The organism is Streptomyces sp. NBC_01450 (assembly GCF_036227505.1).
In the GTDB taxonomy this organism is placed as follows: Bacteria; Actinomycetota; Actinomycetes; order Streptomycetales; family Streptomycetaceae; genus Streptomyces.
In genome coordinates, this window is the sequence record NZ_CP109480.1 from 854,024 (window position 1) to 879,175 (window position 25,152).

The 25,152-nt window shown below is 68.1% G+C and carries 20 protein-coding genes and 4 pseudogenes; 9 read left to right on the forward strand and 15 right to left on the reverse strand.

Translation table 11 applies throughout. The annotated features are described in order from the left end of the window. Window positions 1–106: 106 nt before the first annotated feature. Window positions 107–1,393: an MFS transporter gene (locus OG568_RS03920; RefSeq protein WP_329530280.1), complete on the forward strand. Its 1,287-nt coding sequence runs from the start codon at window positions 107–109 to the stop codon at window positions 1,391–1,393. 121 nt (window positions 1,394–1,514) lie between these two features. Further along, window positions 1,515–2,036, forward strand: coding sequence for an SMI1/KNR4 family protein (locus OG568_RS03925; protein WP_329530281.1), 522 nt, complete (start codon window positions 1,515–1,517; stop codon window positions 2,034–2,036). A gap of 261 nt (window positions 2,037–2,297) precedes the next feature. On the opposite strand, the pseudogene OG568_RS03935 reads toward OG568_RS03925, so the two are convergent. Next, window positions 2,298–2,994: pseudogene (locus OG568_RS03935) on the reverse strand (ISAzo13 family transposase); the annotation flags it as partial. Window positions 2,995–3,926: 932 nt separating this feature from the next. Between OG568_RS03935 and OG568_RS03940 the strand changes: the two are divergent. The 3 genes and pseudogenes from OG568_RS03940 (at window position 3,927) to OG568_RS03945 (ending at window position 7,262) form a co-directional block, all read left to right on the forward strand. Continuing rightward, complete coding sequence (locus OG568_RS03940; protein WP_329530282.1) at window positions 3,927–5,561, forward strand: glycosyltransferase family 39 protein; 1,635 nt, start codon at window positions 3,927–3,929, stop codon at window positions 5,559–5,561. Between the two features lie 35 nt (window positions 5,562–5,596). Beyond that, window positions 5,597–5,793 (forward strand): annotated as a pseudogene (locus tag OG568_RS61225) (IS701 family transposase); the annotation flags it as partial. Between the two features lie 170 nt (window positions 5,794–5,963). Beyond that, window positions 5,964–7,262, forward strand: coding sequence for a serine/threonine-protein kinase (locus OG568_RS03945; protein WP_329530283.1), 1,299 nt, complete (start codon window positions 5,964–5,966; stop codon window positions 7,260–7,262). Between the two features lie 12 nt (window positions 7,263–7,274). On the opposite strand, the gene OG568_RS03950 is transcribed toward OG568_RS03945, so the two are convergent. From OG568_RS03950 to OG568_RS03990, 9 genes and pseudogenes are all read right to left on the reverse strand, one after another. Further along, the gene (locus OG568_RS03950) at window positions 7,275–7,409 is read right to left on the reverse strand and encodes a hypothetical protein (RefSeq protein WP_329530284.1); all 135 of its coding nucleotides are present in this window, start codon (window positions 7,407–7,409) and stop codon (window positions 7,275–7,277) included. 337 nt (window positions 7,410–7,746) lie between these two features. Beyond that, window positions 7,747–9,692, reverse strand: a pseudogene (locus OG568_RS03955) (discoidin domain-containing protein); the annotation flags it as partial. Window positions 9,693–9,758: 66 nt separating this feature from the next. Then, window positions 9,759–13,319 (reverse strand): choice-of-anchor D domain-containing protein, encoded by a 3,561-nt coding sequence (locus tag OG568_RS03960; protein WP_329530285.1) that lies wholly within the window; start codon window positions 13,317–13,319, stop codon window positions 9,759–9,761. Window positions 13,320–13,602: 283 nt separating this feature from the next. Next, window positions 13,603–14,331, reverse strand: coding sequence for a carbohydrate-binding protein (locus OG568_RS03965; protein ID WP_329530286.1), 729 nt, complete (start codon window positions 14,329–14,331; stop codon window positions 13,603–13,605). A 172-nt stretch (window positions 14,332–14,503) separates the two neighbouring features. Next, on the reverse strand, window positions 14,504–14,638 hold the full coding sequence (locus OG568_RS03970) for a hypothetical protein (RefSeq protein ID WP_329530287.1): 135 nt from the start codon (window positions 14,636–14,638) through the stop codon (window positions 14,504–14,506). After that, complete coding sequence (locus OG568_RS03975; RefSeq protein WP_329530288.1) at window positions 14,635–15,006, reverse strand: hypothetical protein; 372 nt, start codon at window positions 15,004–15,006, stop codon at window positions 14,635–14,637. Before OG568_RS03975 ends, OG568_RS03970 begins: the two co-directional genes overlap by 4 nt. Window positions 15,007–15,429: 423 nt before the next feature. Then, a complete protein-coding gene (locus OG568_RS61230; protein ID WP_443077535.1) occupies window positions 15,430–15,861 on the reverse strand; it encodes an MmyB family transcriptional regulator in 432 nt (143 codons plus the stop codon). A 165-nt stretch (window positions 15,862–16,026) separates the two neighbouring features. After that, window positions 16,027–16,548 carry a PaaI family thioesterase gene (locus tag OG568_RS03985; RefSeq protein ID WP_329530289.1) on the reverse strand — a complete coding sequence of 174 codons (522 nt, stop codon included), beginning with the start codon at window positions 16,546–16,548 and terminating at the stop codon, window positions 16,027–16,029. A gap of 86 nt (window positions 16,549–16,634) precedes the next feature. Next, window positions 16,635–17,324 (reverse strand): annotated as a pseudogene (locus OG568_RS03990) (zinc-dependent alcohol dehydrogenase); the annotation flags it as partial. A gap of 246 nt (window positions 17,325–17,570) precedes the next feature. On the opposite strand from OG568_RS03990, the gene OG568_RS03995 reads away from it, so the two are divergent. Further along, on the forward strand, window positions 17,571–17,864 hold the full coding sequence (locus tag OG568_RS03995; RefSeq protein WP_329530290.1) for a hypothetical protein: 294 nt from the start codon (window positions 17,571–17,573) through the stop codon (window positions 17,862–17,864). Between the two features lie 494 nt (window positions 17,865–18,358). On the opposite strand, the gene OG568_RS04000 is transcribed toward OG568_RS03995, so the two are convergent. After that, the gene (locus OG568_RS04000; protein WP_329530291.1) at window positions 18,359–19,723 is read right to left on the reverse strand and encodes a PP2C family protein-serine/threonine phosphatase; all 1,365 of its coding nucleotides are present in this window, start codon (window positions 19,721–19,723) and stop codon (window positions 18,359–18,361) included. A gap of 310 nt (window positions 19,724–20,033) precedes the next feature. Next, a complete protein-coding gene (locus OG568_RS04005) occupies window positions 20,034–20,465 on the reverse strand; it encodes an SRPBCC family protein (protein WP_329530292.1) in 432 nt (143 codons plus the stop codon). Between the two features lie 184 nt (window positions 20,466–20,649). On the opposite strand from OG568_RS04005, the gene OG568_RS04010 reads away from it, so the two are divergent. Next, window positions 20,650–20,868, forward strand: coding sequence for a hypothetical protein (locus tag OG568_RS04010; RefSeq protein ID WP_266589333.1), 219 nt, complete (start codon window positions 20,650–20,652; stop codon window positions 20,866–20,868). Between the two features lie 107 nt (window positions 20,869–20,975). On the opposite strand, the gene OG568_RS04015 is transcribed toward OG568_RS04010, so the two are convergent. Together OG568_RS04015 and OG568_RS04020 are read right to left on the reverse strand one after the other, a co-directional pair. After that, on the reverse strand, window positions 20,976–21,722 hold the full coding sequence (locus OG568_RS04015; protein WP_329530293.1) for a PP2C family protein-serine/threonine phosphatase: 747 nt from the start codon (window positions 21,720–21,722) through the stop codon (window positions 20,976–20,978). A 1,395-nt stretch (window positions 21,723–23,117) separates the two neighbouring features. Then, window positions 23,118–23,522: a lysophospholipid acyltransferase family protein gene (locus OG568_RS04020; RefSeq protein WP_329530294.1), complete on the reverse strand. Its 405-nt coding sequence runs from the start codon at window positions 23,520–23,522 to the stop codon at window positions 23,118–23,120. 81 nt (window positions 23,523–23,603) lie between these two features. Here OG568_RS04020 and OG568_RS04025 point away from each other — a divergent pair, with 81 nt between their 5' ends. Further along, window positions 23,604–23,795, forward strand: a complete 192-nt coding sequence (locus tag OG568_RS04025) for a hypothetical protein (protein ID WP_329530295.1) — start codon at window positions 23,604–23,606, stop codon at window positions 23,793–23,795. Here the strand turns inward: OG568_RS04025 and OG568_RS04030 are convergent, their stop codons facing one another. Next, the gene (locus tag OG568_RS04030; RefSeq protein WP_329530296.1) at window positions 23,796–23,978 is read right to left on the reverse strand and encodes a hypothetical protein; all 183 of its coding nucleotides are present in this window, start codon (window positions 23,976–23,978) and stop codon (window positions 23,796–23,798) included. A gap of 57 nt (window positions 23,979–24,035) precedes the next feature. Between OG568_RS04030 and OG568_RS04035 the strand changes: the two genes are divergently transcribed. Continuing rightward, a complete protein-coding gene (locus tag OG568_RS04035) occupies window positions 24,036–25,082 on the forward strand; it encodes a magnesium and cobalt transport protein CorA (protein WP_329530297.1) in 1,047 nt (348 codons plus the stop codon). The last annotated feature ends 70 nt before the right edge of the window (window positions 25,083–25,152 follow it).

The window sequence follows — 25,152 nt, forward strand, 5'->3', positions numbered from 1 at the left end:
GCGGCCGAATAGTCAGCGACCCGAGCAACCCTCATTTGCAAAGAAGTTGAGAGCCGCTGATACGACGGCTGGTCATCGGATGGACAGGACGAGGACGGTGCATCTCATGGAAAAGGCAGCGCCGAACAACGGCTCAGGGCGGAGTGGCCCACGGCGATGGCCACTCTTAGCAGCGGTAGGGGTCGACTCACTGGGCACGGGACTGTATCTCCCGTTGTCGTTGCTCTACTTCCTCAAAGTCACTGACCTGGACCTGGCCGACATCGGTGTGCTCGTCAGCGTGGCCGGCGCACTGACCCTGCCGGTACCGATGGCCATCGGACGGCTGGTCGACCGGCTCGGGCCGCGGCTGGTGGTCGCCGGCGGCCAAGTGCTGCAAGGAGTGGGCTTCCTGCTCTACCTGGCTGTCTCCGGGGCCGTCTCGCTGGTGATCGCCGTCCTGATGACGACGGTCGGCACACGGGTCTACTGGTCCTCGGTCTTCACGCTCATCGCCGACCAGGCGGACGCCGAGGGGGCCGACGCCAAGGACCAGTGGTTCGCGCGGACCGGAATGCTCCGGGAAGCGGGCTCCGGTGGTGGAGCGCTGCTAGCGGGCGCGCTACTCGCCGTCGACTCCACGCGCATCTACAACTGGCTGATCCTGAGCAGCGCGCTCGCATTCCTGGTCGCCGCACTGGTGGTCGTCTTCGCAGTGCCATCCACCCCGCATGCCCCACCACCGGCCGAGGGCCACTCCGGCTACCGGGCACTGCTTCGGGACCGGCCCTACCTCGCGCTGATCGGGACTTGCACGATCTTCGCCCTGTGCAGCACATTCCTCGCCCTGTCGCTGCCCGTTTACGTGGTCAAGGGTCTGTCAGGACCCGGCTGGGCGCCCGGCCCCCTACTAGCCCTCAACACACTGCTGTTGGCCACCTGCACGGCCGCCGTCAACCGCTTCGTACGTCGCCGATGCACCCGCGCACGGGCCATGGCGTGGGGCGGCGGGCTGTGGGTGCTGTGGTGCGCCGCGTCCGCGGCAGCCGTCCTGATACCGTCCCCGGCGCTGGTGCCGTTCATGGCGCTCGTGGTGATGTGCTACAGCGTCGCGGACATGACCTACGGGCCCGCATCCAATGCGCTCGCTGCGGACGCGGCACCGGCCGGGTCGCGAGGCACCTACCTGGCCGCGTTCCAGTACTCCTTCGCGTTCTCAAGCATCATCGCGCCCAGCCTGTTCGGCCTGCTCTTCAGCCAGGGACGCGCCCTCCCCTGGCTTGCCGTAGGCCTCCTCGCCGCGCTGGGCTCGGCGCTGATGCTGCGCCTGGAGCACCGGCTGCCACAAGAGCGCCGAACGCCGGCAGACGAGGGCGCCGCCACCCGGGACGTCGTGTCAGGAAGCGCAGAGTGATCAGAATGCAGTCAGGTGGGGATGACCATGTACGGACCCCAGGGGGTCGAGGAGACTCTCTCCTGTACTGCGGTCAGCTCCAAGACCGGCATCAGCTCGACGTGCTAGAAGGAATCTAGTGGTGGCAACGCTTCCAGAGATCACAGCCCTGTTGGGCGAACCCCGGTTCAACTGGTCGGATCCGGCTCCATGGATCGAACTGGAGCAGGAACTCGGTATCGAATTTCCTGCGGACTTCCGTGAGATCGTGGACGCCTACGGTTCGATCGAGATCAACAGACAGTTGTATCTTGAGCACCCCGCCGGCCATCTTCTGCACAGTCTGGGAGAAAACATCAGGGGGGATCTCGAGCTCTGGCGCGAGGAGGACATGGCGGAGTTCCTGCCGAGTCCGGTGGGGGCGAACCCCGGGGAACTGATGCCGGTTGCGTCGGCCACGACGGGCGAGGCGGTTTTCCTGCGCATTCCCGACAACCCCTCGTCGCCCTGGCGCGTCGTGGTCCAGGAGTTCGACAGTCCTGCCTGGACTCTCTACGAGATGACGTTCAGTGAGTGGTTGCTGGCTTATCTCAAAGGTAGGGACGTAACGTTGTATTCTCGCAACTTTGCGCCTGACGGCCCGTTCTACGCATTCCTGCCGTGAAGATACGCCGCGTTATTGATCGCATCGCGGGATTCAGTGGTCTGCTGCGATGACGGGCAGCGAGCTGATCGTTGACCTGCGCGGTCGGCTGATCGAGTCACTCGACGACTTCTGGGACACAGTGAGCGAGCCGTGCGGGCTGACAGAGTGGTTCGGCCGAACCTGGACGCGTGGCCGGACAGGAACGAGACCCGGGGCACCTCTGAGGTGATCGACAGCCACGACCTCCTGACTGGCATCTTTGACGGAGAGCGGAACCGGCAGCGGGCGGCCGCGCCAGTTCATCGTGATGTGGGAAAAGAGCCGGTGCTCGATCTTGTTCCACTTCGAAGTGCCCGGCGGCGGCAGGTGACAGGCCGTGATGATCAGGCCGGTTCCGGCGGCGAGGCGGGCGAGGTGGCGTTTCCACGCCCGGGTGCCAGAGCCGTTGGAGCCGCCCGCATCGGGGGTGATCAGCAGCCGTGAAACCCGTGGGTGATCGGCCTGGCCCTGATCGTGCCACCAGCGACGAATGCACTCCACCGCCAACGTGGGGGTGTCGTGGTCGATGCCGACATTGACCCAGCCGACATACGCCGCCAGGTCATAGATGCCGTAAGGGATGGCCTTGCCCAGCCGCGGGTCGGCGAAGTCGTGGACGTGCACCGGCACTGGTTCCCCCGCCGGCCGCCAGGAGCGGCCCGGACGCTTGAAAGCGCAGGTCCGCGTCGCGTTTGCACGCGCCGCCCGGCCGCCGCACCCGCCCCAGTAGGGACTGGCCCGCCTCCAGACCGAACACACCCTTGCGGACCGTCGTCTCACTCACCCCGGCCGCCCGGGCCACGGCCCGGACACCGTCATGCCCCAACCCCCGGACCTCCGCGGCCATCAGCAATCGCCGCTGCCGCTCGTTCAGATGCGGGAACAACACCCCGAACCACACGGCACATTGATCACGCGTTTCATCCGGAATGCGGATACGACATCAACGAGCCCCCGATCTGAAAGCAACACCTTGATGATCGGCAGGCCCTTGGCGCGCCCTCGTGGTGTATCTGCCCAGCCAGACCCAGGTATCCAGCCGCACCCACGACCGTCACGAGTCGATCGGGATCGCCGTGCTGATGTGTGCGGGGTTCAGATGAGTAGGGCCGCGTGTACGTCAGGTCGGAGCGGTCGAATGGAACCTACAAGTGCTCCGCTCCGTGCGCCTGCCGACCGGGGCCGAGAACGTGGGCCGCACCGAGGCTGCTGCGGACGGCCGGCTCCGGGAAGAACTCGCCGCGGCCCTCGCGCGCACCGACGCCGACTTCCGGCCGAAGCTCCGCGTCGCCCCGGTCCGCCAGGGCCCGGCAAGGCTTCCTCGCCTACCTGCTGCACGAGGGCTGAGCGGCCTGGTGAGGTCCATGCCCCGGACACCCGACCCCAGCCGCGAGCAAGAGGCGGCTCGGGTGTCCCTGACGTTACTGCGTCATACGGCCCAGGAAGTCTCCCGCATCAGCCGCCGTAGCACGCCCACCCCGCATGCCGGCGCGCGCCGACGGCTCAACCTCTACTGCCATACCCGAAGCCCCCGGGCCCTCCGATCGTATGAATGATCGATTCAGACCCACGCCTTGCGAGGTTAGGAGGTCTCCACCCATTGAAGCGTCCAGAAGTTGCCTTCGGGCCGGCAAGAGACCTGTTGCCGGTAGCCGGCCTTGGTGAGGGCAGCAGCACAGTCCGACATGGATGGGCAGTCGGTGAACGCAGCGGGCAGGGCAGCCGATTGGCCGGAGGCGTTGACGGCCTGGCACTTGAGGACTACGTCCAACAGCCGTATCTGGGTCTGTCGTAGTTCCTACGGCGGACCCCCTTGGTCGTCATCGCAGGTGACGACCCCGATCACCTCCGCCGCCTAACGTCCTGCAGGTGATCAGGATCGTCCGGCGACCGCCTGACGTTCTGCTCGACTCCTCCTTCACGCCGATCCAGGAATTTGTCATGCCCAAAACCTCAATCGCGCCTGCCGGTCCGGCAGCCCTCACCCTTCTCCTTGGCCTGTGGGGGATCAGGCGCGAGAACAGCATGTGGCGCGACGAGGCGGCAACGTGGCAGGTAGCCCACAGGACCGTTCCCGAAATCTGGCACATGCTGGATCGGATCGATGTCGTCCACGGCCTCTACTACCTGTTCATGCATGGCGTTTTCGCTGTCTTCGGAGACAGCCTCCTTGCTCTGCGACTGCCCTCCGTTCTGGCCATGGCCGGCGCTGCCACCCTGATCACTCTCCTGAGCTCCCGACTGGCCGACGAGTACACGGGGCTGGCTGCGGGCCTGGCTTTCGCCCTGATCCCCGCCGTCCAGCAATACGCGCAGGAAGGACGCCCCTACGCTCTGGTCGCGGCCTGCGTCGCACTGGCCTGCCGGCTGCTGGTCGAGGCGGTCGACAGCCCGGGCGCCGGCCACTGGGTTGCGTACAGCATGGCTGTTCTGGCAGGCGCACTACTCAACTGGTTCTCGCTCCTTGTGCTGTTCGCACACGCAGTGACGATTGCCCTCGCCCGCCCCTCCAGAGGGACCGTCCTGCGCTGGGCAGTCGGCTCATCCGCCGCCGTGATCGGCACGCTGCCCCTCATCATGGCCAGCAAGGCGCAGTCGGAGCAGGTCGCCTGGATCCCCCCGATCAACCAGAGCACCCTGCTCGGCCTCTTACTGACACTGCTTGCGGGCGCACTCTGCGCATGGCTCGCACGCCCGAGGCGAGACCACCGCCCGCCCAGCGGCACCCGACTCCCGCTCACCGCGCTTGCCCTGCCACTGCTTGTCCTTCCTCCACTCCTGCTGCTCGCCGTCTCCCTGGCCCATCCCGTCTACCTCTCCCGCTACGTCCTCTTCAGCTATCTCGGGCTCGCCCTGCTCATCGGCGCGGCGCTCCGCGCACTCGCGGATCGCCTGCGCACGCCGCCCCGACGACTGATCGTCGCTGTCATGGCTCTCGCCTTACTCGGGCTGCTTCCCGTCGAACTGTCACTCCACAGTGCGGCCAGCCGAGTCGATGACGTACTGTCCACGGCCAAGATGGTCGCTGCGGTCCATGAGCCGGGCGATGGGGTGCTGTACATCCCCGCGGCCCGTCGTGACACCGCCCTGGTCTCGCCCGCCGAATTCACCGGGATCCAAGACCTGGCGCTGGTCCGCGGCCCGCTGGAATCCGGCACCTTGAACGGCGTGGAGGGCACTCCAAAGCAGATAGCGGACGCCATGCTGGCCGTACACCGCATCGTCGTTGTCAGCGACGAGAGCGCGCCATCCGCCCCCACAAATCGCGACCGGGCCAAACAGCGCGTCCTGCAGGCGTACTTCGTCCGCTGTTCCGAAACCGACCAGCACGGCCGCCGGGTGACGGTGTACCAGCGCCGCCGCACTCGGCACGACGGGTTCGGGCACCCGACGTCGGGCCGTCGCTCCCAGAAAAGAGAGTCCCTGCCCCGCTCGATCTCTCCAACTGAGCTCCGCCCAAACGGTGGTTTGTTGGCGGCGGGCCCGTGCGGGAGTGGGCCATGAGGTGAAGACGTCAACTACGGCCTGGGGAGCTTGAGATGACGAAGCGGCTGCCGTGTCCGCCCGCGCCCGGTCCGCTGGAAGCGTACGCCGTCCGGTTCGATGATCTCTTCGGAACGCCGGCCCAGCGGCGTGGGCCTCGTGAGTACCTGGCCGGCTGCTGCTGCCGCGGGACCGGAAAAGGACACTGACCTGCCGGGCTGGTACAGAACCCGTGATCGGCACCCAGCAATCGGTTGACGTTCTCCCCGGTCAAAGGTGTCTCGATTGGGCGAAGAAGATCATGTGGCCCTCAGCCTGCCGGTAGGCTGGGGTCGCTGCGGCACCCCCAGCATCACCCGTCCCCTCGCAGGGACATGGCCGGCAGCGGTCGAGTCGTCTCACAGCGTGAGGATGAAGTAACAGGTGCTGATAGCGGGCCGGTACCGGCTGCACGCCACCATCGGACGAGGCGCGATGGGAGAGGTCTGGCAGGCGTACGACGAGGTGCTCGGCAGAGCAGTGGCTGTCAAGCTCCTGCTCGCCCAGAACACCGACCCCACCGGCGCCTCCCGCTTCCGTCTGGAGGCCCAGACCGCGGGCCGGCTCAGCCACCCTCATGTGGTCGGCGTCATCGACTTCGGCGAGCAGGAGGGCCGTCTGTTCCTGGTGATGGAGCTGGTCACGGGCGACAGTCTCGCCCGCGTGCTCTCCCAGGCAGGATCGCTGCCGGCCGAGGAGGTGGCCCGCATCGCCGCTCAGGCGGCCGCGGGGCTCGCCGTCGCGCACGATCAGGGCATCGTGCATCGGGACATCAAGCCCGGCAACCTTCTCCTCGACGCCGACGGGTCCGTGAAGATCGGCGACTTTGGCATAGCGCGCTTCGTCGACGACCCGGGTGCCGCGCTCACCGCGACCGGTCAGATCGTCGGGACCAGCCTGTACCTCGCCCCCGAGCGCGCCCTCGGCAAGCCCGCCGGACCGGCGTCCGACGTCTACTCGCTCGGCTGCCTGCTCTACCAACTCCTCACCGGACGACCGCCGTTCCACGCCGACAGCGCCGTCGCGATCCTCCACCACCACCTCGACACGGCCCCCGTACCACCGCGGGAGCTCGGCGTCGGTCTGCCGCCCGCCTTCGAGAACTACCTGCTCGGTCTCCTCGCCAAGCGGCCCGAGGACCGCCCCACGGCACGTCAGACGGCCGAATGGTTCGCCGCAGGTGCCTGGAGGGGGCGCCCCGAGCCCCTCCCGGCAGCCGCGCCGCTCACCGAGCCGAAGGTGCCGCGCGCGACCGCCTTGGGGGCGGTCGCAAGGCCCGGAACGAACACGGCCGGCGCGGCCCCCGGCTCCGCGACCACGTACGCCTTCCCGTCCGCCGTTGGCAGCACCGCCGGGGCCCACCGGACGCCGCGTCGGCAGCGATCGGGACTTCGCGCCTTCGTCGTACACCGGTCGAAGGCGGTGAGCACCGTCGCCGCGCTGGTGGTCTTCCTCGCGGCGCTGCTGGTCGGCCTGACGTGGTTCTCTCCCGACCACAGCTCGGCGGAGACACCACCGACGGATCCGCCTCGCACTACGAGCTCCACCCCGGCCACGTCCGCGCCCCTGAGCACTCCCCCGACCGGTGGTGAGGGGCCCGGCAACAGCGGAGACGACGGCCCGGACAAGCAACAGCACACCCAGAAGGGGAAGAACGGACACAGCAAGGACGACAAAGACTGATCCCTCGTCACATCACTCGCCGGAACCCGGCAACCGCCGCAGCCCGGCAGGGAGCAGGAAGGCGTGCGGTACGACGGCGACGGACACCGTTGCCCACGCGGCTGCCGCGGACGGGCCGCGCCCGGCGAGGTAGTTCTGCACCGTCACGACGAGCGGGAGATGGACGATGTAGACGGCGTACGAATCGGCAGCCGGCTCCCGTGAGACACGTCCGCCGCTGGTGACAACCCCGCGGAACAGCGTGAGCAGACCGACACCCCCGCCGCCGTCAGGTGTTCGGCCACAGGGTGCCAGGTCGAGGGACCGACGGACGGACTGTGCACGAGAACGAAGATCGGCTGCGTGTGACGATCCTGTCGCCCAAAGTGGAGCTGTCAGTGGCCCCTAGCACGATCACGGACATCGAACTGCCTCCGGACGGGCGTCTGCTGTTCCTCACCACCCTCAAGAGAGCGGGTCGAGGCCCTCTGTTCATCAGACGCCGAAGCTGGAACTCCGAGACCTGCCCGGCCGGCCAGCCGTTGTTGGCGGTGAAGGTGAGTCGTACATAGCGGGTGGTGACGGTGGAGAGGAGCGTGAGGGTCGCGGTGTTGCCGGTCGCCGGGTCGAAGGTGTAGCCCGCCGGGGCGAGAAGCTGGGCGAAGGTGCCGCCTTCCGTGCTGCCCTGGACGGAGATGGTCTGGGTACGGGTGGCCCAGGCGGCCGCCGGGGGGAGGTTGAGGACGATCCGTCTGACGCCGGTGACGGCGCCCAGATCGACCTGGACCCACTGCGGGAAGGCGTTGTTGGCGGACTCCCAGTAGGTGTTGGTGTCGCCGTCGGTCGCGTTGGACGAGGCGTAGATCTGGGTGTGGCTGCTCTCCGAGGTGGGGCGGTGGAGGGCGAGGTTGATGGGGCTGGAAGGGGGGTCGGTAGTGACGGTGACCTGGTTGGAAGGCTGCGACACGTTGCCCGCCGCGTCGAAGGCTACGACGTCGAAGGTGTAGGCGGTGGACGCGTGAACGAGGCGGCGCTGGTGGTACCCACCTGTGTGCTGGTCGAGCCGGTCACCCGCAGGACGCGGTAGCCGGTCACGCCGACATTGTCGGTCGACGTGTTCCAGGCCAGTGAGACGGAGTCGCTGGTGTGCCCGGTGACGGTCAGGGCACCCGGCGCGCCGGGCGGTGTGGTGTCACCGCCGGTGGGGACGATCGGCTGGGTGGGGCGAGTGGCGGTCAGCGCGATCTGGCCCTTGAGCATGCGGCCGCCGTCGCCGGTCAGGCGCAGGTAGTAGTCGGAGGAGCAGGCGGTGCCGTCTTCGTCGAGGGCGAGGAATCCGGAGTTGGTGGGCACCCACGCCTGTGTCTCGGCGGTCTTGGCGATCTGGTTGCCCTCGTTGTACTCGTCGAACATCGAGATGTAGATGCCCTGCACCCCGGCCCGCACCATGTTGTAGAACTGCCGCCACATGAAGTCGCCGTGCGCGCGCTGCCGGCCGGAAACGTCGCCGGGCAGGACGCAGGGCTGGTAGTCGATGCCGTTGGCGTCGCAGTCGGCCTGGTCGCCGAGCGTGTAGGTGGTGTAGGCGTTGTCGGCCTCGGTCACGTTCCCGATGGCGCCGACCATCCACGGCGAGATCATGTTGAAGGCGTGGTAGACACCCAGATAGCCGGGCCGTGAGCCCCCGGTGCCCGTCCGCCACTCAGGCGGGACGCCACCGATGACGTAACAACCCTGGCCCTTGAACCAGTTGATGACGTCGAGGCAGGCGTCGGCGGTGAAGGGGTGGTCGTTGTCGTTGAAGCCGAAGCCCCAGATACAGACGACCGGCTTGCCGTTCTGCTTCGCGTACGCCGAGGACGCGGTGTGCGCGGACATCTTGTTCGTCCAGTCCGTCTTGATCTCGGACTGCATGTTCGTCCAGTCGCTGACGTCGTACATGATGTAGAACTTCCGCCCGTACGACTCGGCGGCGCTGCGCACCTTGGTCGCCATGGCGTCGCGGGTGGGGCCCTCGCCGCCGGTGGGGTTGAAGCGTTGCAGGCCGGCCGTGTCGATGCCGTTCTGCTGCATCCACAGGAAGTGGGTGTTCACCGTCTGCTGGTCGTACGAGGAGAACAGCGTGGCGGGTCGCCCGTTGCCGAGGGCGGCGTAGGAGGTCTGATACGTGTTGGTGTGGTCACGCACATCGGGCCAGCATTTGATGTTGGTGTTGGTGGGTGACGGCGACCGGCCCCAGTCCTGGCTCCAGTGCCACCAGCCGTTGATGGGCGCACCGTCGCCGACGCAGGCGAACCAGCCCTGGTAGCCGACGCTGATCTTGCCGACCACGTCGCCCGGCGGGCTGGCCGCTGACGCGGTCTGGGCGAGTACGGTCTCGGTGGCTCCCGCGGTTCCCACCGCGGTGGCCGCGATCGCGGCCCGTAAGAAGACTCTGCGTGTGACACCCATCTGGACTTCTCTTCGGTGGTCGGTGCCGCCGAGCGCGCTTGCGCTCGGCGGCACCCTCAGGTCGGATCAGGTGTTCCAGACCTGGAACTCCGAGATCTGACCGGCCGGCCAGCCGTTGTTCGCCGTGATGTTCACCCGGACGTATCGCTGGGTGGTCGCGGTGAACGTGAGGGTGACCGTGTTGTTGGTGGCGGGGTCGAAGGTGTACGTGGCCGACGACTTGATGGTGGTGAAAGCGGCGCCGTCGGTGCTGCCCGACAGGGACAGCGTCTGGTTACGGGCGCCCCAGCCGGCCGGGAGCTGGAGGACGACTCGGCCGGCGCTCTGCGCGGAACCGAGATCCACCTGCACCCACTGCGGGAAAGCGTTGTTGGCGCTCTCCCAGTAGCTGCCCTGGTTGCCGTCCGTCACGTTCGACGACGCGTACACGTCGGTGTGGCTCGACTCGGTGGTGGGCTTCCCGGCCGCCAGGTTCTGGTTTGCCGCGCCGGCCCCGGTGCCGGTCAGCGCGACCGTGGTCGTACCGTTCGACGCATTGCCGGCGATGCTGAGGTCGCCGGCGCGGGTGCCGGACGCGGTGGGCCTGAACGTGACGTCCACCGTGCAGGAGGCGCCCTCCGCGATCGACGTCCCGCAGGTGTTCGTCTGCGAGAAGTCGCCCGTGACGGTGATGCCGGAGACGGTCGCGGCCGCGGTACCGCTGTTGGTCACCATCACCGTCCGCGCGCTGCTGGCGGTGTTGAGCGCCTGGCTGGGGAACGACAGCGACGTCGGGTCGGCCGACAGGGTCGCCGGCGAGGAGCCGCCCCCGCTGGGGAACACCTGGAGGGCCGACAACTGGGAGGCGTTCCAGCCCGTGTTGGCGGTGATGTTCACCCGCACGTATCGCGCGGTGGCGGCGTTGAACGTGATCGTCGCCGTGTTGTTGTTGGCGTTCGGGTCGAAGGTGTACCCGGCCGAGGCCTTGATCGTCGAGAAGTTGGATCCGTCCGTGGATCCCTGCACCGACAGGGTCTGTGTGCGAGCCGACCATGCCGTCGCCGGCGGGAGCTTGAGCACGACCTTGCCGATGCTGAAGTTCTGGCCGAGGTCGACCTGGGCCCATTGCGGGAACGAGCCGTTCGCGCTCTCCCAGTATGTCGACGCGTCCGGGTCGGTGAGGTTCGAGGGGACGTACGGACTGCTGCTCGAACTCGCCGTCGTGGGCCGTCCGGCGGCGATGTCGGTGCCGCTGTCGATGCCGTTGCCGGACAGGGAGACGGTGGTCGGGCTGTTGTTGGCGTTGCTGGTGACGGTCAGGTTGCCGGTGCGCGATCCGCCCGCGGTGGGCTTGAACCCGACGCTCACCGTGCAGGACGCGCCGACCGCGAGGGTGGAGCAGTTGTTGGTCTGGCTGAAGTCACCAGTCACCGCGACGCTCGAGATGTTCGCCGACGCGGTGCCCGAGTTGGTCACCTTCACCGTCTGCGCGGGGGCCGACGAGCCGACCACCGTCCCGTCGAAGGACAGGCTCGACGGGTCGGTGTTCAGAACCGGGCCCGGCGCGGTGCCGGTACCGGAGAGGCTGACCGTGTTGGTGGTCCCGCCCGCGGTGACGGTCAGAGCGCCGCTACGGCTGCCGGTCGCCGTCGGCGCGAACTTCACGCTGACGGTGCACGAGCCGTTCGCCGCGATCGACGAGCCGCACGTGTTGGTCTGGGAGTAGTCCCCGCTGGTGGAGATCGACGAGACGGGCGCGGCGGTGTCGGTCGGGTTGGAGACCGTCACAGTCTGCGCGGCACTCGTCGAACCTGTCGGCACCGAACCGAAGTTGAGCGCGCCGGGGGTGGCCGTCACACCTTCGGACGGGTAGGGCGGGTAGACCGGAGCCGGCCACCCTCCGCAGTACGGCGTGCCGCTGATGCCGGAGTTGCCGCCGCCGTCGGTCACCGTGAAGCTCCCGACCGAGCAGTTGTACACCGGGGAGGAGTAGCCGACGCCGGTGGCCGTGACATTGGTGAACTTCGCCGCGCCGCCGGTCTGCTCCTGCAGGGCGAAGGTGCCGGTGCCCGCGATGGTCACGTTGGTGAGGTTGACACCGCTGATGGTGCCCTCGACCCACTGGACGGCCTCGTACGGACTCTGCTGGATCAGCGCGTTGGTCACGTTGACCGGGCCGGTGATCGCGCCCTGGCTGCCGTCGAACCACAGTGCGCCCACGCCGAACTGCCAGTTCGGGTCGAGGCTGCCGTCCCGGATCATGGTGTTGTCGGAGATCGTGGTGGTGCCGACCGGCGTCGACGAGAACCGTTGGCCCACGTGGATGCCGCCGCCCTGGGTGATGCCGGAGTCCACCACCCGGTTGCCGCTGACGGTGTTGTCGTGGCCTCCGTAGATCGCGATGCCGTTGGCGAGGATCTGCAGGGACACGGTGTTGTTGGAGATCGTGTCGTTGGCGTCGGCACCGATACCGGAGTCCGCCCAGGTGGCGATGCCGTCGTCGCCGGTGTTGCGGATGTCGCTGTTGGTCACCTTCGAGTTGGTGACCGCGCCGTGGAAGTTGATGCCGTCCGCGGTGGTGTCACGGATGCGCATGCCGCTGAACGTCAGCCCGTCCATCGGGCCGTCCATCCAGGCGCCGACCTTCATGTGGTCGATCCACAGGTTGGAGACGGTCGAGTTGCTCATCGCGCCGCCGATGCCGTTGACCTGGGCGCTGTCGTCGCGCTCCTGCACATTGCCGAAGATCGCGAAGTTCTGCAGGCGCACATTGGTGCTGGCCGAGGGTGCGGAGTTGCCGTAGAAGCCGGGTGCCGTGCCGGTGACGGTCGAGTACCACATGCCGGCGCCGGCGATCGTGACGTTGTTGACGCTGATGTGGCCGGGGATGTTGTAGGTGCCCGGCGGGATCCACACGGTGCCGCCGGGGCCGGCCGCGCTGATCGCGGCGTTGAACGCTCTGGTCGCGTCGTTCACACCGGTCGCGTCGGCGCCCTTGCTGGTCACCGACACCGACCCCGAGGGTGCGGTCAGGGCGGCGCCGACCTGCTCGAAGTCGGCGAAGTCGATCGTGTACGAGGAGGCGGTGTCCCCCGAATCGACCTGCAGCTTGAAGGTCGTTCCCGCCGGATAGGTGGTGGAGAACAGGCGGTGGGCCTCGTCGAAGAAGTGGTGCGGGTTGCTGCCCGGCGAGTTGGTGAAGGGATAGCTGCCGTAGTACCAGCTGTAGGCGTTGGTCAGGGTGAAGTCGGGCTGCTTGACACCGTTGATGTACAGAGACAGCGCGGCGGTGTAGACCGAGCCGCCCGAGGTGTCGGGGATGCTGTACCGGAAGTTGATCGAGTTGGTCGCCACCGGCGTGGTGAACGTGACGTACTCGCCGGTGCCCCGCAGCGTCGTCGCCTTGCGGTACGACGCCTCGTCAGCCAACTGGCCCTGGGTGTAACTCGGGCCGATGGGCGTGCCGTTGGTGGCGGAACTCTCCGCCTGCACCTCGACGTACGGCAGGCTCGCGCCGCTGCCGCCAGTGGCAGCGGCCGCCGCCCAAGCAGGTTGGACAGCCAGGGCGAAGACGCCGACGACAGCCAGCATCGCGGTGCTGACTGCCCAGACGAGGGCTCGTCTCAGATCTCGGATGGAATGGAACACTTACCACTCCTTTCACGCAAAATGCCGGAACTCTTCCGCTGGCACCGCCGGAGAGGGAGGGACGGAGAACACGCGAGAACGCAGGCGATCGACACGGTTCAGCGCGGAGCAGGACACCTCGTCGGCCCGATGGACTGAGGTCGGCGAAGCGACTCAAAGGGAGACGGGAGACAGAGGAAGGACGGGGGGGTGCCAGAGACGCAAGGGGGACCGTAATATCTTTGATATGAGGCCGCAAGAACTAGACAGAACTTTGCAACAATAAAAATGTAGCCTGCAAGATCTAATGTGACGTCTTGAGGCTGGAGGGCGGGGTCAGGGGTTCCAGATCTGGAATTCGGACACCTGGCCCGCGGGCAGCCGTTGTTGGCGGTGATGGTGACGCGGGAGGCGCTCCGACCGAGACGGTCTGCGCGGCGCTGGTCGTGTTCACCGCCTGGTCGGCGAAGGTCAGTGATCCGGGAGACACCGTCAGGGTGGCCGACGGCGATCCGCTCCCCGCGGCAAAGCCGAGGTAGTTGATGTTCCAGCCGCCGCTGTCCTGGTTGAGAGTCAGAATCTGCCGGCCCGCGGGCAGGCTCACATGCGTGGTCACAGTGGCCCATGTCTGCCAGTCGCTGGTGGCGGGCGGGTCGACGGCTCCGGGGAGATCGACGCCGGAGGCATCCGACAGGTGCAGCGCGCCTGCCACCGCGGACGGTGCCGCGACGCGGAGACCGAGGGTGTAGATGCCGGCCGCGGCGACGTCCACGGCGTAGCGGAACCACTGTCCGCCGCTGGTCCAGCCCAGGTCGTAACCGCCGCCGGTGTCCGCGGTGTTGTCCGGGTCCACGCCGTCGACGCGGTAGAAGTTGGCGCTGCCGTTGACGGAGGTGACGCTGTAGGCCACCCCCTGGCCGCCGGTGTCGTAGTTCTCCGCCTGCACCCTGCCGGGCACGGCGGCAGAGGTGCCGCCGTAGGGGCCCTCGGAAGCGCCGGCGGCCAGTGGTTGTCGCTCACCGTTGCGACGCACCCGCTGGAGTTGTCGACGAAGTCCGAGGCTCCGGAGCCGAGCCCGTCATAGAGGGAGTCGGTGACGGTGTTGCCGGTCACCATGACCCTGTCGACGACCCCGGTGTTCCGTCGGTGTTGCCCGCCACGGTCGCGGACAGCAGGTCGTTGCCGTTGACACCGAAGCGCCCGGCTCACAGACCGATGTAGCGGGCTGTATCGCTGATGTAGTTGTCCTTGACCTGATGGCCGCTGCCCCTGTAGATCCCGGCACCCTTGCCACCCCACGGTGCGATCGAGGTGTTGTCGCTGACGGTGACATTGCTCAACCGACTGGCTGCCGGCCGCGCCATTGGTCGGATTGTTGTCCGCCACCGCACTGCCGGGAGTTGAGGTTCAGCGCCTGCCGAAACACCCAGTTGACGTGCAGGTCCAGCGTCGCTGTGACCCCACCGCCGGACGCCGAATCCGAGATGCCGGCACGGACGTTGAGGAAGGAGATCGGCTGCCCGGTGGTGTTCGTCCACTGCACCGACTGGCCCGTGCCGCCCAGGTGGACACAGGAATGGCCCGAAGCCTCCAGGGCGGCGCTCGAGTACTGCGTCGTCGGCGCCGAGGTCAGCGACCGGACGGCCGCACCCCCGTCCGGCGTTCCCTCCTCGGCCTCGTAGACCGAGAACGGCTTCGTCGCACCCACCGCCGCGCTCGCTGCCGCCTGCGCCTGTCGGCATCTGATGCTCCTTCAAGGAGTCCGAGGAACCGGCGCCCCGACCGTACAGAGCCCCCATCCACCCCGCTAGATTCCGACGAAGCTAAGAATGACTCATGTAGATCGCTGCAAATTTCTCACCGAAGTTCGCAAATATCGGATGGAGCGTGGGGCGCGGACGCCAGGTGCTCGCGGGGTGGGCGTGTCGGGCTGGCGGATCGTGCTGTGCTCCCCGGCCTGCCCCACCGCCTCCCGAAGGACAGGCCCCACCGCACACCCGACCACGGAATGGCTCGTGCAGCTCGGGCGCAACCTCCGCACGGACCTGGAGGGCGCGGGCAACAGGGCCAGAACTCGCTCCCATGCCCCGACCAGTATCCCGCCCATCACGAGCCACGTCTTCAGGGTCGCTTACAGCAGGAGGGCGGCTGCCCGTCCCGATGCTGATCGACCTACATCTCCAAGGACGCCTGGACCTCGACGCGTTCGTCCTCGGCTCAGTACGCGGTGGTCGTTCCACCAGGTGGAGAACTCGGGGGATTTCAGGGTGAGTTCGGCGACGAGGTCGGCGAGCCTGCGGTCGTGAGGGTGGCGGCCGGCCTCCAGGCGGAGGATGGCGACGGTCTCGGCGGCGACCTGATCCCCGTCGGTGACGCGTTGCTGACTCCTCCCAGGCGGGCGACCTCGTCGCGGCGCAGGCCGGGCACCCGGCGGGTGCGCCCGTCGGCGGGCAGCCCGGCGCGGTCGGGGGTGAGCATCAGACCCCCCACCCGTCCCCTCCCCGGCCGTGTCGCGGTCGTCACCGGTGCCTTCAGCGGCATGGGTGAGGCGTCGGCCGAGCACCTGGCCGCGCCCTGGCCATCGACGTCGCCGACGCGGTGGCCGTGCAGTCCGCTGCCGAGCTGTTGGCGGCCGAGCTGGGCGGCGCCGACCTGCTGTCCGACAACGCGGGCTGCGCGGCTCTGGAGGGGCTGCCGCCCGCTACGGGTGGCAGCCCGCGACATCGGATCAGGGCGTGTTCGGGAACAGGGTGCGGGCCCGGTCGGGGTCGGGGTCGGGTCTGACGAAGACCCCGTCCGCGGCGACCAAGGCCACCGACGGGTCGTCCTCGGTGCTGATCGAGCCCGCCACGAAGATCTTCCGGTCCTGGGTGCCCGTGACGCGGGCGTGGGTCCGCAGCGGGGTCTCCAGGGGGACGGGACGCCGGTACCGCATCTGCAGGAAGACGGTCATGGCGGGGCTTCCGGCCGCGTAGCAGGCCCAGCCCATCAGTTCGTCCAGCAGCATGGCGCTCATGCCGCCGTGCGCATAGCCGGGTGGGCCTTCGTGGGCGATGCCGAGGGTGCAGTGGCCGACGATGCCATCGCCGTCCGGCGTCACCCGCATGGGCGGGGCGAGCGGGCTGCCGGGACCGGTGACGGGGCTGTACATCCGTACCCGACCGGGGAACTCGTCCACCGCCGGGATCTCCGCCCGTGCCCGCCGCCGGCCGGTCAACTGCCCCGTGAGCCGTCGCACTTCGTCCGTCATGCGGTGCAACACCTCGGGCGGGGTCGGGGGTCGTCCTGAGGGACTCGGTCGGTACTGGGTTCATCAGGTTTCTCGGTCGGGATGTGTCAGCCGTCGACGCGGACGAACACGGGCTTGAGGTGCTTCTCGGGCAGGGCGTCGGGGAGTTGTTCCCAGTCGAGGACGTGGGACACGACCCGGGCGGGGTCGACCTTGCCGGAGAGGGCCAGGTCGAGGGCGTCGGGGATGTGGCCCCGGACGTTGTCACGGGCGATGCGCAGCGTGACGCCGGTGAGGTACATGTCGAGCAAGGGGAGCTCGCCGGGACGGAAGTGGTTGCCGGCGGACTCGCAGATACCTTCCGGGGCAAGGGACTTGACGGTCAGGGCGAGCTGGCCGACGCGCCCGGTTGCCTCGACGGCGATGTCGAAGCCGTGCCGGACGGGCTCGATCGCCTCCGCGGTACGGGCGCCGTAGCTCTCGGCGAGTTTGCGGTGTTCGGCGTTCGGCGTTCGGCGTTCGGCGTTCGGGTCGACGTACAGGACGTCGGAGGCGCCGAGCGCGCGGGCGATGTCGCACACGTACAGGCCGATGCTGCCGCGTGCGACGACCAGCACGCGCGCGCCGGGCCTGTTCTTCAGGTGAGGTGCGACAAGCCGCCAGGACAGCGACCAGTTGTCGCTCGCCGAGGCCATCGCGACCGGGTCCAGACCGTCCGACAGCGGTACGAGCATGTCGTCCGCGTAAGGCACACGGACCAGGTCGGAGAAGAGTCCGCCGAATTGGCCGACCTCAGGCACGAGCACCGCGTCCGTAAGCGTCTCGGCCGGCTTGCGGCGCCGCTCCTGATCCAGACGCCCCTTCGAGTTGTTCACGGTGATGACGGTCACGGCCGCCTCCTGTAGCGATCCCTATAAACGACGCCTTGACATTCGAGGAGTACTCGGCCGCTACCGCCCTGACCACGATGTCGAGCGGCCGGCGCTCGGCGGGCGTCGATCCGATGCGGCGCGTGGTGCTCCTCGAGTGGAAGGATCGGTGCCATGGGCACCGAGAAGGGCTGGGTGTACCGGGTCGACGAGCCGCACGGCTCGCAGGGCTGGCGCCTCTACGGCGGCCATCCCGAGCGGTGGCGGGGGACCGTCATCACCGACGATCCCAAAGAGGCCGCCGAATACGTCGCTGCCCTCGTCGTCACCGACCTGGTGACCGAGTGGGAGGTGCGCGGCACCGGGCAGAGGCACGTACGCGTGATCGTCTGGGAGGACGAGGAAGGCGACGGCCCCGAGGACGCGGCCTTCACCGTGGAGATCCAGCCCGACACCGATGCAGACTGACCGATCCGGCCGCAGGGCACAGGCACGGTGCTCTTCGGTTTCGCGGAGCGCAGGCGCGGCAGAGCCTTCGCGCTGCGGTCAGGCCCGCGCGAAGGCTCCGAGGGCAAAACAGTCCCCGGTAGTGCTGCGCGTGTCCTGAAGCTTCAGTCGTCACTGTCGCCTCGGTATCGCGCCGGCTTGCCGGGGGCCTAAACCACATCCTGTCCAAGTCACTCCGCCGACTAGACGTCCTCACCGATTTTGCGGCTCTTTCGGTGTTGTGGCCTATTAATCACTTTGCGCGATATATGCCAAGAGTCAATACCCTTTGGGTAAATTTTTTAGCATCCACTCGAGGTTCCCTTCCGCGCCCCAGTCCGTCAGCCGGGCAATACGGTTGCTCCGCCGCCCATCAGGAGTCCGAAGATGTTGGCCACGATGAACGAACGCGCCTGGGAACAGCTCGAAATTGAGCGGTCCGCCCCGGCAACCAGAGCTGCTTCCGCAGAGAAACCTCATGGAATCCCGTTCAGCCGGGCCATGAGGACGGTGATGTCGTCGTGGTGGCCCTCGGGATGCTGGTGCCGCATCAGTGCCTCACAGGTGTCCTCCAGCGACGAGTGCTGGGTGGTGAGTCTGCGGCCGAGCGCGCGGAGTGTCTCCTCGATGTCCTGCCCGCGGGTCTCCACCAGGCCGTCGGTGCACAGCAGGAGGAGGCTGCCGGGGTCCGTGAGCAGTTCCAGGGTGTCGAAGGTGACGCTGCCCACTCCGATCGGTGCGCCGACGGGGACCTTCAGCAGGTCATTGCTGCCGTCGGGCCCCACGAGGACTGGCGGCAGGTGGCCGGCGCTGGCGAGGGTGGAGCGGCCGGTCGCCGGGTCGTAGACGCAGTACAGGCAGGTGGCCAGCTGGGTGTGGCCCAGGTGCTGTGCGAAGGCGTCGAGACGGGCCAGCATCCGCCCCGGGGGCAGGTCCAGAGTGGCGAGGGTTCTGACCGCCGTGCGCAGCTGCCCCATGACGACCGCCGCGTGCAGGCCGTGACCTGCCACGTCGCCGATGGCGAGTCCGACTCGGTGGCCCGGCAGGGGGATCACGTCAAACCAGTCGCCTCCGACCTGCGTGGTGCGACTGCTGGGGTGATACCGGTAGGCGATCTCCACCCCTGGCAGGCGAGGGGGTGGCGTGGGAAGCAGGCTGCGCTGCAGCACCGCGGATGCCGTCGCTTCGTCGCTGTGGATCCGGGCGTTGTGCAGGGCCACGGCCGCCCGCTCGGCCACCTCCTCACAGGCTGCCAGGTCCGCGGCGACGAAAGCGGGGCGGTCGGGTTTGCGCCCGAACACCAGGAAGCCGAGGGCCCCGCCGTGCGCCACCAGATGCACCAGCAGGACGGAGGAGCCCTTCAGCACCAACCGGGCGGCCGGACTGTCGAGCTCCGCCGGAAGTTGCTGGAGGATCTCGTCTCCTACATGCGGAATGAGGACTGGTTCGATCTCCGCAAGGAATCGGGCCATGGCCGTGCCGGTCGTGTAGACGAAGGTCTCCCCCGGGCGGAGTTCCTCCCGGCAGTCCAGGCCCTCATGGTGGACCGCCGCCACGCGGTGCATCACCACCGCACCCTCCAGGCCCTGGGGCGCGAGGTCGTCTTCCGACGCGACGACCTGATCGCACAGATGAACGGAAGCGAAGTCGGCGAACCCCGGCACCGCCAGGCGGGCCAGTTGGCCGGCCTGGCGCTTGAGATCCAGGGTGGTGCCGATACCGCGCACGGCGTCGCACAGGAAGGTCAGCCTGGCCGTGTCGGTGCTGGTGGCCGCACCGGGGGTCGCTCGGCGATCGGAGCCCGGGAGCGTCAGAGCGCATCGTTGTGTCTCTGGCGGCAAAGAGGCCCCCTGACGTGTGCCGGGCGCAGACGCGCCCCTGGGATGACAAGGACAACTGCGCCAGACCCGACCCTCGAGACTGCCCAGACCTTCCGTTATGACCCTATCGCCCCAGCTCAGCAGAGGCGTTCACTCACAGGGGTGGTCCGCGCTGGTGGATCGGCGGTGTGGTGAAGGACCCGTGAGGTCTGTCCAAACGGCTCCGGGTCAGTGTGCGGTCGGGGGAACGATGGCGCCGGTCCGCCGGCGGCCGCTCCGAGCGGAGGCTGCCGTCCTCGACAGTCCCCAGGGTCTGCTTTCTCTACCCCGCTCAACCTCCTTGTTCCACACACTCCTTGAAATGCTCCAGATCGCTGCGGACGAGCCGTTCGATCGCGTTCGCCTGGGCGAATCCCCTCAGCCCGCCGAAGGTCTCCCTGACCGTGTCGGGGTCGTACTCGAGCCGTGCCCGGACCCGGGTGCGGTTCTGGTTGATCGGCTGAAGCGAGAAGGAACCCACCAGTTCGGGGTCGCTGGTGGTGTGCCACTCCATGACGCGTTCCCCCCTGCGATCGGAGATCTCGGCCTCGAACACTCGGGCCCGGCCGCCGGCCTCGACGTCCAGACGCGCTCGACCACCCGCCTCCGTACGGACCTCGCGCACTCCTTCCACGAACCGCGGATAGTTCTCCACGCGGTGGAGATCGTCCCAAGCCTTGTCGATCGGCACTCCAACGTCGACGTGTTCTTCGAGGGTGCTCATGGCCCACCTCCATGTTCGACTCATGACGCATGGGCTTTCTGTGTCCAGTGTGCGCCCGGTGGGGGTGCCAGGTGGTGGCGCCGAGCATTCCGGTGAACGCGGTCCGCAACACGCATCGCTACGACCACGCTGTCCGATGCTGTCCCCAGCTGCGCGCCGACCGATCCCGGCGCATGCTGGTGACATGGACGTACGCCCCCCAGCGGTCGTGCTTTCGCCGGAGTCGGACGGGGGTCGGCGTGTGATGATCCAGGGCGAGTTCACGGGCACCGCGTACAGCCTGTTCGACGTGCTGGACTTTCTGCACCGTGCGGGCCTGCCCGCCGAGGACCGGGTCATCGACGACCCGGAGCTGATCGAGTGGCGTGGCGGCGGACCGTACGACTGGGGCAACACGGCGTAGCCACCGTGACCCTGGATTTCCGCCCCCGCGTATCGCCGTCCTGGCGCGTTAGGGGTCTTTCCTCTCTGACCGCTTACCAAAAGGGCGACAAGGGCCTCCCCTACTCGTCACTCGCCTCCGATGCGTACGACCGCCAGCGTGATGTTGTCGGGTCCGCCCGCCGCGATGGCCGCTTTCCACAGTTCGAAGGCCGCCCGTCCGCCGTCGTGCTCCCGTGTCACCGCGTCGATCTCGTCCGGTGTCACCGGGTCGGTCAGGCCGTCTGTGCAGATGAGGTAGCGGTCGCCGGGCGACAGCGACGCGGCCGTCACGTGAGGACTGATGGAGCGGTAGCCGGGCGTACCACCCAGGCACTGGGTGACGAGGGACGTGGTGCGCTGCCCGGGTTCGAGCGGCGGGCTGTCGTCGACGCTCACCTGGCGCAGCCCGGCGCGGGAGACCGCGAACACCCGGCTGTCACCCACGTTGAACGTCATCAGCGAGCCGGGCTGCACGACAACACCGGCGACGGTCGTCCCCATGGTGGCCAGCTCACTTCCGGTGCCGCCGGCGGCCTGGTACAGGGCACGGTTGCAGGCGTTCAAGGCGTCGCGGACGGCGTCCTCGCTGCTCAGAGTGGGACCGATCGACGCGATCCGGCGGACGGCCAGGGCGCTGGCCACGTCGCCGCCGGGATGTCCGCCGAGCCCGTCGGCGACGGCGACGACGAGGGGCGTCCCCAGCGGGAAGACCAGCGTCTGCGGATTCTCGGTCACGGTGGCGCACAGTGTCCACGGTCCGACGACGAGGCTGTCCTCGTTCCGCTCGCGGAGCAGCCCGGGGTGGCTCAGCGCACTCACTGCGACGTACGACATGGAGCGCCACCGCCTTCCCACAACGGCACACCGCCGAACCCCGGACCCCGGACCCCGGACCTGCTGACACTCGCGCACGAGTCCTCACGGCCGAAAGCCTGAGCCGAGAGACGGACCCTCACGAGACGTCCTGTCCGGGGCACTCCGAGAGTTGACGCCCGTCTCTCAGACATCGGCCGGCCGCGCGCACACGCAGAACTCGCGCGGTTCGGCCCAGCGGGCACACTGGCGGGCGAAGGCTACGACGTCACCCTGCCGCAACGAATCCAGGCACAGTGCGTCGGTCGGTTCCAACGCCCGGACCCACCCGGCCGAGCCTGTCCATCCGACCACCGCCCAACCGACGAGCAGGGCAACAACACCATTCTCCGCTCCGGCACGCCCTCCGGCCAGCCTCCGCGGACGGTCACAGTGACCTGCCGTACGCCAGGGAGCACACGGAAGTGGGTGGTGTCGACGGTGACAACGACGCAGCGCTCGAAGGGAGAGCTCGACTCAGACTCCTTGGACGTGGCCCGGGGGCCCGCAGTGAAGCGCTGTGATCGATCCGCATGGACTGCACGGCACGCGACTAGGAAGATTGCACACGCTCCCTATTTGTTCCAGCCGCATAGCCGCGCATGAGACTTTCACGCTGTCTGGCGTGACGGCTACGCCAGATGCCCCTCACCCACTACGACATCCGGGCCGGCACGCTACGGAAGCGTGGTCACGACCTCTTGGTTGGCCTGTCCGCACGGTGCTGTGGTGCCAGGCTCGCGGCATGGCAGACGATGTAGTGGGAAAGCGTGTCGCTGATCTTCGGACCGAGTGTGAAGAGCAGGCACGGAAGAATCGCTTCCGTCGGCAATTCTGGCGGCTTACCCATGCCGCGCTCGGGCTGCCGGCCGCTGTGCTGGCTGGTATCTCAGGCGCAACGGGGCTGTCCTCGGAGGGGGCCCGTATCCCTGCGGCGGTGCTGGCGCTCATCAGCGCGGGACTCGGCGCTGCTATCGCTCAGGTACAGCGTTGTGACTGAGCACGCTGGGCCCTGTGTCCTCGATCAGGTGACTCGTTGCCCCGGTCATGCGTTCAGCCCCACCTCGTAGGTCTCAACTGCCAGGTGGCTCGTGTCCGTTCAGCTGGCGACAGCACTTGGTGCACGGCCCTCCCACGTGACTGTGTGAACTGCCGTGGTCCGTCGACGACTTCACCGACCGCGGTGCGGAACCGGCCCGGATTGACGATCTCGTTCACGCCGAGCACTCGCCGGGTGTCGCCGTGGGTTGGTCTTCGACCGCGCCGAGTACATCCCCTCCGACGTCTCCCTTGGGTAGACAGTCAACCGCCTGAAGCAGCGGCAACGTGCCGCGTTGAGCACGGATGAACTCGGCGTGCGCCATGGTGTTCTTGGCCTCAGCGGGCCAGGATCCAGCCGGCCGCCAGTTCACTGACGCGTTGCCCGAGACTCCCGTCCACGGAACGGGTGCCCTCGGGATACAGCAGCACGTTCCAGCCCTCGTCGAGGAGGCTCATGGCGACGCTGCGCCCTCCTCTGCGGGCCCCGCTCCGTTGCACGGGGAACGCGTTGATCAACAGCGCCGTGCTCATGCCGGCCACAGCCGAGGTGAAGAAGTAGTCAGCGGCGGCTCCGACCGCCAACCGGGACGCGAGGGGACGAGGCAAGGCGCCGAGGATCAGTGGAGTGTCGAGATGACTGGCGTGGTTTGCCACGAACACCGCCGGGCCGCTCAGGGACCCCAGGTCTTCCCTGCCTTCGACGCGGGGGCGGGCGCACGCCCACACGTAGGGCTTGAGCACCGTTTGGTGCGTCGTCCCACGCAGGACCCTGGCCGGTGCTGTTCGGGCCCACGCCGTGGGAAACGGTTGGGAGCGCACGCGATGCAGCACCTGGGAGACGCGGTCGGGCTCACCAGGCACACGACACTGATCACAGGCACCCCGACGGACCTCGCGGCGACCGTCCGCGCCTGCACCGGCACCTTCGACGAATCCGGCCTCGCGCAGCACCTTCAGATGGTTGGAGAGGTCGGCTGCCGGGATCCAGCTCGCGGGCGCGCAGGGCCGCACTGATCAGACCGACTTCCGCAGCCTCGCCAGATGCGGGGAGGTCAGCCGACGTGCGCGCCAAGTATCTCCGCGAGAGCCGCTCAGCGCGCACAGCAGCCGGTAGCACGACGGATCGGCCACCGCCTTGCGCACGGCGACCACCCGGTCGGCACCGCCTGCGTCCCACGACGTTACTTGCGTCCCCATGTAAATCTAGTAACCGGCAGTACGCGCACCAGGCCGCGCCCGTCGCGAGGAGACGCCATGACGGCCAGCAGTACACCACCGACACCTCCACCGCCGCGGTCCAACCCGGAGTCCGTGGTCGACTGCGCCCTCTACGAACACGGCAAGCGCCGACCGGGCCTCCTCCCTCTCCACCAGGCGATGTCCTCCTGCCACGCCACCCCGGACAGCTTCGTCTGGATCGGCCTGCACGAACCCACCGAGGACCAGCTCCAGACCGTCGCGCGCGCCTTCGGCCTGCACCCCCTGGCCGTCGAGGACGCCCTGAACGCCCACCAGCGCCCCAAGCTCGAGCGCTACGACGACACCCTCTTCCTCGTCATGCGGACCGCGCTCTACGTCGAGCACGAACACCTCACGGCCACCAGCGAGATCGTCGACACCGGCGAGATCATGGTCTTCATGGGCGAGGGCTTCATCGTCGTCGTACGGCACGGGCCCTCCCGCCAGCTCACGGGCGTCCGCCACGCCCTGGAGAGCCGTCCCGAGCTCCTCGCGCACGGCCCCGCCGCCGTACTGCACGCCATCGCCGACACCGTCGTCGACCAGTACCTCGAGGTCGTCACCGCCGTCGAGACGGACGTGGACGAAGCGGAGGGCTCCACCTTCGCGCCTCAGCAGGTCCACGACATCCGCCGCGTCTACCAGCTCAAACGCGAGCTCCTGCAACTTCGCCGCGCGGTGGCCCCACTCGCGGGGCCGATGCGGGAGCTCGCCGGAGGCCGGCTGCCCGGCGTGGACCCGGACATCGCCAAGTACCTGCGCGACGTCCACGACCACCTCACCCAGGTCGCCGAACGCATCACGACACTCTGCGAGGTGACCGACACCGCCCTGTCCCTCACCCTCGCGCAGACCGGCGTCCAGCAGAACTCCGATATGCGCCGCATCAGCGCGATCGGCGCCCTCATCGCCGTACCCATCGGCATCGTCGGCGTCTATGGCATGAACTTCGATCACATGCCCGAACTCCACTGGACCTTCGGCTACCCCCTGGTCATCCTGGGCATCATCGTCGTCTGTGTCGTGATCTACCGGGCCTTCCGGCGCAACGGTTGGCTGTGAGCGCCGTCAGAAGAGCGTGGCATCAGAAGAGCGTTATGAACCGCCCGCCTGCCATCAAGTAACCGCCAAC

Bases quoted from the DNA above. Each gene is read 5' to 3' on its own strand.
- OG568_RS03920 (WP_329530280.1), top strand. From the start codon at position 107: ATGGAAAAGGCAGCGCCGAACAACGGCTCAGGGCGGAGTGGCCCACGG.
- OG568_RS03985 (WP_329530289.1), bottom strand. From the start codon at position 16,548: ATGACGGACGAAGTGCGACGGCTCACGGGGCAGTTGACCGGCCGGCGG.
- OG568_RS03995 (WP_329530290.1), top strand. From the start codon at position 17,571: ATGGGCACCGAGAAGGGCTGGGTGTACCGGGTCGACGAGCCGCACGGC.
- OG568_RS04005 (WP_329530292.1), bottom strand. From the start codon at position 20,465: ATGAGCACCCTCGAAGAACACGTCGACGTTGGAGTGCCGATCGACAAG.
- OG568_RS04010 (WP_266589333.1), top strand. From the start codon at position 20,650: ATGGACGTACGCCCCCCAGCGGTCGTGCTTTCGCCGGAGTCGGACGGG.
- OG568_RS04015 (WP_329530293.1), bottom strand. From the start codon at position 21,722: ATGTCGTACGTCGCAGTGAGTGCGCTGAGCCACCCCGGGCTGCTCCGC.
- OG568_RS04025 (WP_329530295.1), top strand. From the start codon at position 23,604: ATGCAGCACCTGGGAGACGCGGTCGGGCTCACCAGGCACACGACACTG.
- OG568_RS04030 (WP_329530296.1), bottom strand. From the start codon at position 23,978: ATGGGGACGCAAGTAACGTCGTGGGACGCAGGCGGTGCCGACCGGGTG.
- OG568_RS04035 (WP_329530297.1), top strand. From the start codon at position 24,036: ATGACGGCCAGCAGTACACCACCGACACCTCCACCGCCGCGGTCCAAC.